Consider the following 5,829-nt stretch of genomic DNA (forward strand, 5'->3'; position numbering starts at 1 on the left):
CCTTGGGGCAAGATTCTCCTTTCACTCCCGTTAAGCGATCGCGAGAAGAATTGGCAACTTTAATTTATACTTCGGGAACCACAGGACAACCCAAAGGAGTAATGCTATCCCACGGCAATTTACTGCATCAAATTATTGCAGCCCCCGCCGTTATTAAACCTGAAGTTGGCGATCGCGTCCTCGCCATTCTCCCCAGTTGGCACGCTTACGAACGCATCGCTGAATATTATCTCCTCTCCCAAGTCTGCACGCAAATTTATACCAGTCTTCGCACCTTTAAACAAGATTTAAAAACCTTTAAACCTCAATTTATGGTGGGAGTTCCTCGGGTTTGGGAGTCCATTTATGAAGGAGTACAGAAGCAATTTCGATCTAAAAGTCCCTTCTTACAAAAAATAATTAATTTCTTCTTTAACATTTCTGAAAAGTACGTTACAGCTAAACGCATTGCCGAGAATTTGAGCCTTGAATGCCCCAACCCTTCCGATGGCGATCGCCTAGCAGCCAAACTCCAAATGCTGCTTTTCTCCCCTCTCCACGCTTTAGGAGATGCGATCGTTTATAAACAAGTCCGAGAAGCCGTCGGGGGAAAAGTCAAAACCTTTATCAGTGGTGGAGGTTCCTTAGCACGACATCTCGACACCTTTTACGAAATTACCCAAGTGCCTTTAATTGTCGGTTATGGCTTAACAGAAACCGCCCCCATTACTAACGCCCGTCTCCCCCAACGCAACCTCAAAGGGGCATCGGGTCCCCCCCTTCCCGAAACCGAAATTCGCATTGTCGATCCTGAAACTCGCCAAACTCTCCCCAAGGGACAGCGAGGACTCGTGTTAATTCGCGGACCTCAAGTGATGCAAGGGTATTACAATAAACCCGAAGCCACCGCTAAGGCGATCGATCCTGAAGGTTGGTTTGATAGTGGCGATTTGGGTATGGTGGTACAAGAGGATAATCTCGTTCTCACCGGACGCGCTAAAGACACTATCGTATTGAGTAACGGTGAAAATGTCGAACCCCAGCCCATTGAAGATGCTTGCGTTCGCAGTCCTTATATCGACCAAATCGTGTTGGTGGGACAAGACCAAAAGATGTTGGGGGCTTTGATCGTTCCCAACCTCGAAGCATTGGAAAAATGGGTGAAAGCGGAAAATCTGGCTTTGCAATTGCCGATCGCGAACAGTCGCGACCGCAAAAACATCGACAATCAGGCTATCTTAAATTTGTTTCAACGAGAACTCAAACAACGGGTCAAGGATCGTCCCGGATACCGTCCGGATGACCAGATTAAGGTCTTTCGTCTCCTTCTCGAACCCTTTTCTCAAGAAAATGGCATGATGACCCAAACGTTAAAAATTCGTCGTCCCGTTGTCAGGGAACGGTATCGCGATATCATTGACGGGATGTTTGGGTGAGGAACTATCTCACCCCAAAGCCCGATTCACTAAAACAGATAAAGGAAGAAAAATTAATGGCTGAAGCGAAACCCCAACTCACTCTCAAGCGCCCGATCCAACTCAAAGTTGTCGTTACCCCGCGCTGGAAGGAAGAAATGCAGCAACAACTGCAAACCCAAACCAATCAACTCGATGGCCAGTTTCAGCAAATTGAAATGCAGGGACAAAGGGCTATGGAAGAAATTCAAAAGCAACAAGCCGCCCTCACTAACCCGCAAGCCCTACAACAGATTGAAAGCATTCAAAATCAAGTCAACCAAAAGAAAAACGAACTCCAGCAGAAAAAGAACCAATTGTTACAACAACTCGATCGCACTGCTACTTTAGAAATGGATCAAGAGGTGGTACAAGGTCAACTGGAAGGCTCTTGTAATATTGAGGTGGGCGATAATTTAGTTCGCAAACTCCAAGTTGAAATTCTCGTGCGCGATGGTATTATTGAAGAAATTCGCGGCGAAATTTAAGGGGTAATGGGTAATGGGTAATGGGTAATGGGTCATCGGAAGAGTAAAAAAATCTACTCTTCTCAACCCTAAAACCCAAACCCAAAACTTCTCTATTCTCTGGGGTAATGGTCGATCGCTGATTCAAAATTTATCTTTGGGGAATTAACTGTTTTCTTAAATAGCTTGTGAGCGGCTTTTCAATTAAATTATAGAAAATACACGATATTGCGATCGCGGCGATCGCAATGAGCCAACCTAAAATATCGGAATTGCCGATCGTCCTATTGAGTTTGAATAATGAACTCAATTGAAACAAACCATAAACGAGAGGACTATGCGCTAAGTAAATTGAATAGGACGCATCGCCTAAATATAGCAATACATTGGGGATATTTACGCCTTCTTGAATATCGATTAAAGCGGCTCCCATTACTAGGAATAAGCAAGGAATTCCCAAGAAAATTGTGCGATCGATCATCAGATCGATTCCCCAAATCTTAATGATATTAACTTCATCAATAAGATTGTATGCTTGTGCAAAACCAAAAAATAGGAAAGATATTAAACCTAGAAAAAATATGATTTTGCGATATTTTAGAGAGTAATTTAACACAATATAAGCAGCAATACAACCAAATACAAATTCTAAATTGAGAGAATTGAAAATAAGTTTCCAGCGAGGATATTCTGTTGGAGAAATAAAGAAAGCACTAATAAACTGAGTTGCTGATGCGAAAATAATCATGGCAACGATCGCAAAATAAAAACGACGAGGCAAGATATAATTCAAACTGAAAACAAAATAAAAGAAAAGAATTAAAGTTAATGTCCATGCTACATTATTAATCGGCGGTAAATTCTGAGGAATTAGTAAAAATGAGCGTATTGTAAATCCTAGAGTGATAGGATTGGGTGCTTCTAGCATCGGGAATACAACTAAAACTAAAAGAATGCAGAGATTGATAAACCAATAAATCGGAATAATCCGAATGAGTCGTTTTAATAAAAAGAGCTTGAATTTTTTAAAACTTTGTTGCAAAAAACTTCGGTGTTGAGTATAAATAATAACAAAACCACTGAGTACAAAAAAGTAATCAACACCAGACAAACCAAATTCAAAAATATCAAAGAAAAAAGATTTATTTAATTGTTCATAACTGCATAGATCTACGTGGTATAAAACCACTGCGATCGCCGCTAATCCACGGAATAGCTGTATAAGATTGAGTTGTTTCGCTTCATACTCTATTTTTTTCTGCATTGTTTGGACTTAATTTTTTATAGTTAATGGGGGAATAGAAGAAGATAGATAATCAAACTCTTCTATTCCCTAAGATTAAACCTTTAACCCCTATTTATTGCTTTGATGGTAAACAGGAGAACCTGTATCGGGGACAAAATGGCAGGTTTTTAATGACCGCCAGAAAGATTGCCAAATCGAACGTTCCGATTTATGGTAATACTCTCCCAAAATAGGTTTGATTGCCTCTGTTGCCGTTTTTAAATGGTAATGAGGCATGGTTAAAAAGATATGGTGGGCGACATGAGTACCGATATTATGGTGGATATTGTTAATAAATCCGTAGTCATGATCGATGGTCGATAAGGCACCTTTGAGGAAATACCAATCTTTGCCACGATACCAAGGAATATCGGGATCTGTGTGGTGTAAATAGGTAACTAAATCTAACCACATGACGAAAACAATATAGGGCATGAGGTAATATTTAATTAACCAGATTATTCCCCATTGATAGGTCAAAAATCCGAGTAAGGCAATCATTGCCCCCCAACAAACCGTACTGGTAATGATATCCCATTTTTCTGACGGTTTAAACAAAGGACTGCTAGGGAAAAAATGAGTTCCTTCTTTACCAGGCGATCGCTTAAAAAGATAAAGAGGATAGAGAAACAAAATCATCTGGTAACGCAGAAACTTCATGTAAGCTGGCATCTCGTTGTAATAAGATTCTGAGACGGGATACCAACTTTCATCGGTGTCGATATTACCAGTATTTTTGTGATGGGTGCGGTGACTGATGCGCCATCCGTGGAAAGGAACGAGAATGGGACTATGAGAAAGATGACCCACAAGATCGTTCAGCCATTTATACTTAGAAAAAGAGCGATGTCCGCAATCGTGACCGACTACAAATAAAGCCCAAAACATGGTACCTTGAGCAACCCAGAAAAAAGGCCAGAAAAACCAAGAATCTAAGGTGTAAGCAAGGGCATATAATCCGGCGATAATACCAATATCGAGGAAAAAGTAGGAGAGAGAACGAACGACAGAAGATTCAAAACAATGCGGGGGAATCGCTGTTTTGATATCTTGTAGGGTAAAGGGAAGTTCGTTCCCCTCTAGCGATCGCGTTTCCGGTTCTTGCAAATTCTCTGTAAGGTTGGGTATGCTAACCTGCACTCTAAATCCTCCAGGGTGACTATAAAATTGTTACTTTTTGTCCCAATTTTGATAAACGTTGACGTATCTTAACATACTCGCTTCCCGATTCACGATTGTTTTTTTGCTTGAGTTTGAGGTGGTGGGATTGAGATCGCTAAAATAGCGATCGCATTTGCTATTTTTATCATTCCTAAAATTTTTTCAAATATCTTTTTCCTCACTCATTCCAAAATCATCTAAACCTCGATCGCATCTTGACCCGTAAACGATCGCGGCTTCAATTCCTTCCCGATCTAAAGAAGGATAAGAATAGAGTAACTTGTCTAACGATCGCCCTGCAAAATTTCCGTGCGATCGCCGATCGCATCTACAAATAGGTTAATCCTTCTGTATGAGTATCTTCAGTTTGCCGATCTAAATTAGATTCTAAGATTTTACAGAAAAACTTAATTTCCAAAATTTTAGACTCGATTAAGAATTTTATCAGCTTGGCAAATAAACCCCCTAATTTATGATTGCGAGATTGAGCGTAAGTACAGATTCTCAATACTGTCGCGGTTAGTAAAGAATCTGTCCAGCGATACATTTGTTGATAGGTAAAATTTTCAATATCCCCGGTGATAATTTGTTCGTGAACGTCATGAGACGGCAAAAACTGACTCATAAAATGTTCGTATTGTTGGCGCGTTTTCTGGGGAGATTTTAGGAAGCGATCGGCAAAACGAGCCGTATAAAGAGAAGTCGCTACCCCAGAACCCGTCGGAAACCAAACTTGGCTATAAGTTCCTCCTGCTAATAGCCAATTTGTCCCCCCAGCGCGTTCGTGTTTAAAATATTGATTTTGTACGGAAATAATTTCTGTTTCTTGACTATAATCTTGGCGATAATCAATGCCTCTTTGTTGGTAGGCGCGATCGAGCAATGCGATCGCTTCTCGATCTGATATATCGTATTTCTCTGCATTGATACTCATCCCCACGGAAACATAACTTCCTAAAGGAATACACCAAGCCATTCCCTCAATTCCGTCGAACTCTTGGCACAGTTTTAATAAGTTGGTTGAGTGAGACCAAGATGCTGTTTTATCTTGGCGATCGGAACAGCAAAATTGAGAATTTGGGCGACGATAATGAGTAAAGAAAATTCTTTGTTTTTCGCTGAAAAAGTGGCAAGGAATCTCTAGTTTTTTGGGTAGCAATCTTACGTGATTGGTTGCATCAAAGACAAAGGAAGGATGAATTATAGAACCATCATTGAGAAGGAGTTTTTGAATTTCATCGCCATCGCGATCGTAGATAATATCTGTTACTTTTTGCTCTAAAAATAGGCAATGTTCGTTTTGAGTGACGCTTTCAAACAGTGCCAGATCGAAGCCAATGCGATCGACATGAAACAAGTTTTTAAATGCCTTGAAACCTGTCAATTTAAAAAATGCGGCAAATATTGAATTCATGGAAGTATCTAGATCGCAACGAGTAACCAGCTTTCCTGTATAAAAAACAATATTTTTCTTAGGAAAACA

At 40.4% G+C, this 5,829-nt stretch carries 6 protein-coding genes; 3 read left to right on the plus strand and 3 right to left on the minus strand.

The features are described from left to right. Positions 1-1,415, plus strand: a 1,415-nt coding sequence (locus VB714_RS06790; protein WP_323222423.1) for an AMP-binding protein, incomplete at its 5' end; no start/stop codon positions are given. Positions 1,416-1,471: 56 nt separating this feature from the next. Next, positions 1,472-1,921, plus strand: coding sequence for a YlqD family protein (locus tag VB714_RS06795; RefSeq protein ID WP_323222425.1), 450 nt, complete (start codon positions 1,472-1,474; stop codon positions 1,919-1,921). Positions 1,922-2,051: 130 nt separating this feature from the next. Here the strand turns inward: VB714_RS06795 and VB714_RS06800 are convergent, their stop codons facing one another. Together VB714_RS06800 and VB714_RS06805 are read right to left on the minus strand one after the other, a co-directional pair. Further along, entirely contained in the window at positions 2,052-3,164 is a 1,113-nt protein-coding gene (locus VB714_RS06800; protein WP_323222427.1) for an acyltransferase, read from the minus strand. Positions 3,165-3,254: 90 nt separating this feature from the next. Further along, positions 3,255-4,313 carry a DUF3474 domain-containing protein gene (locus tag VB714_RS06805; RefSeq protein ID WP_416309625.1) on the minus strand — a complete coding sequence of 353 codons (1,059 nt, stop codon included), beginning with the start codon at positions 4,311-4,313 and terminating at the stop codon, positions 3,255-3,257. 248 nt (positions 4,314-4,561) lie between these two features. Between VB714_RS06805 and VB714_RS06810 the strand changes: the two genes are divergently transcribed. Further along, entirely contained in the window at positions 4,562-4,684 is a 123-nt protein-coding gene (locus tag VB714_RS06810) for a hypothetical protein (RefSeq protein WP_323222432.1), read from the plus strand. On the opposite strand, the gene VB714_RS06815 is transcribed toward VB714_RS06810, so the two are convergent. Continuing rightward, the coding region (locus VB714_RS06815; RefSeq protein WP_323222434.1) for a hypothetical protein at positions 4,675-5,829 on the minus strand (1,155 nt) is incomplete at its 5' end. The two genes, VB714_RS06810 and VB714_RS06815, sit on opposite strands and share 10 nt — an antisense overlap.

It is taken from the genome of Spirulina sp. 06S082, from assembly GCF_034932145.1.
Taxonomy (GTDB): Bacteria; Cyanobacteriota; Cyanobacteriia; order Cyanobacteriales; family Spirulinaceae; genus CCY15215.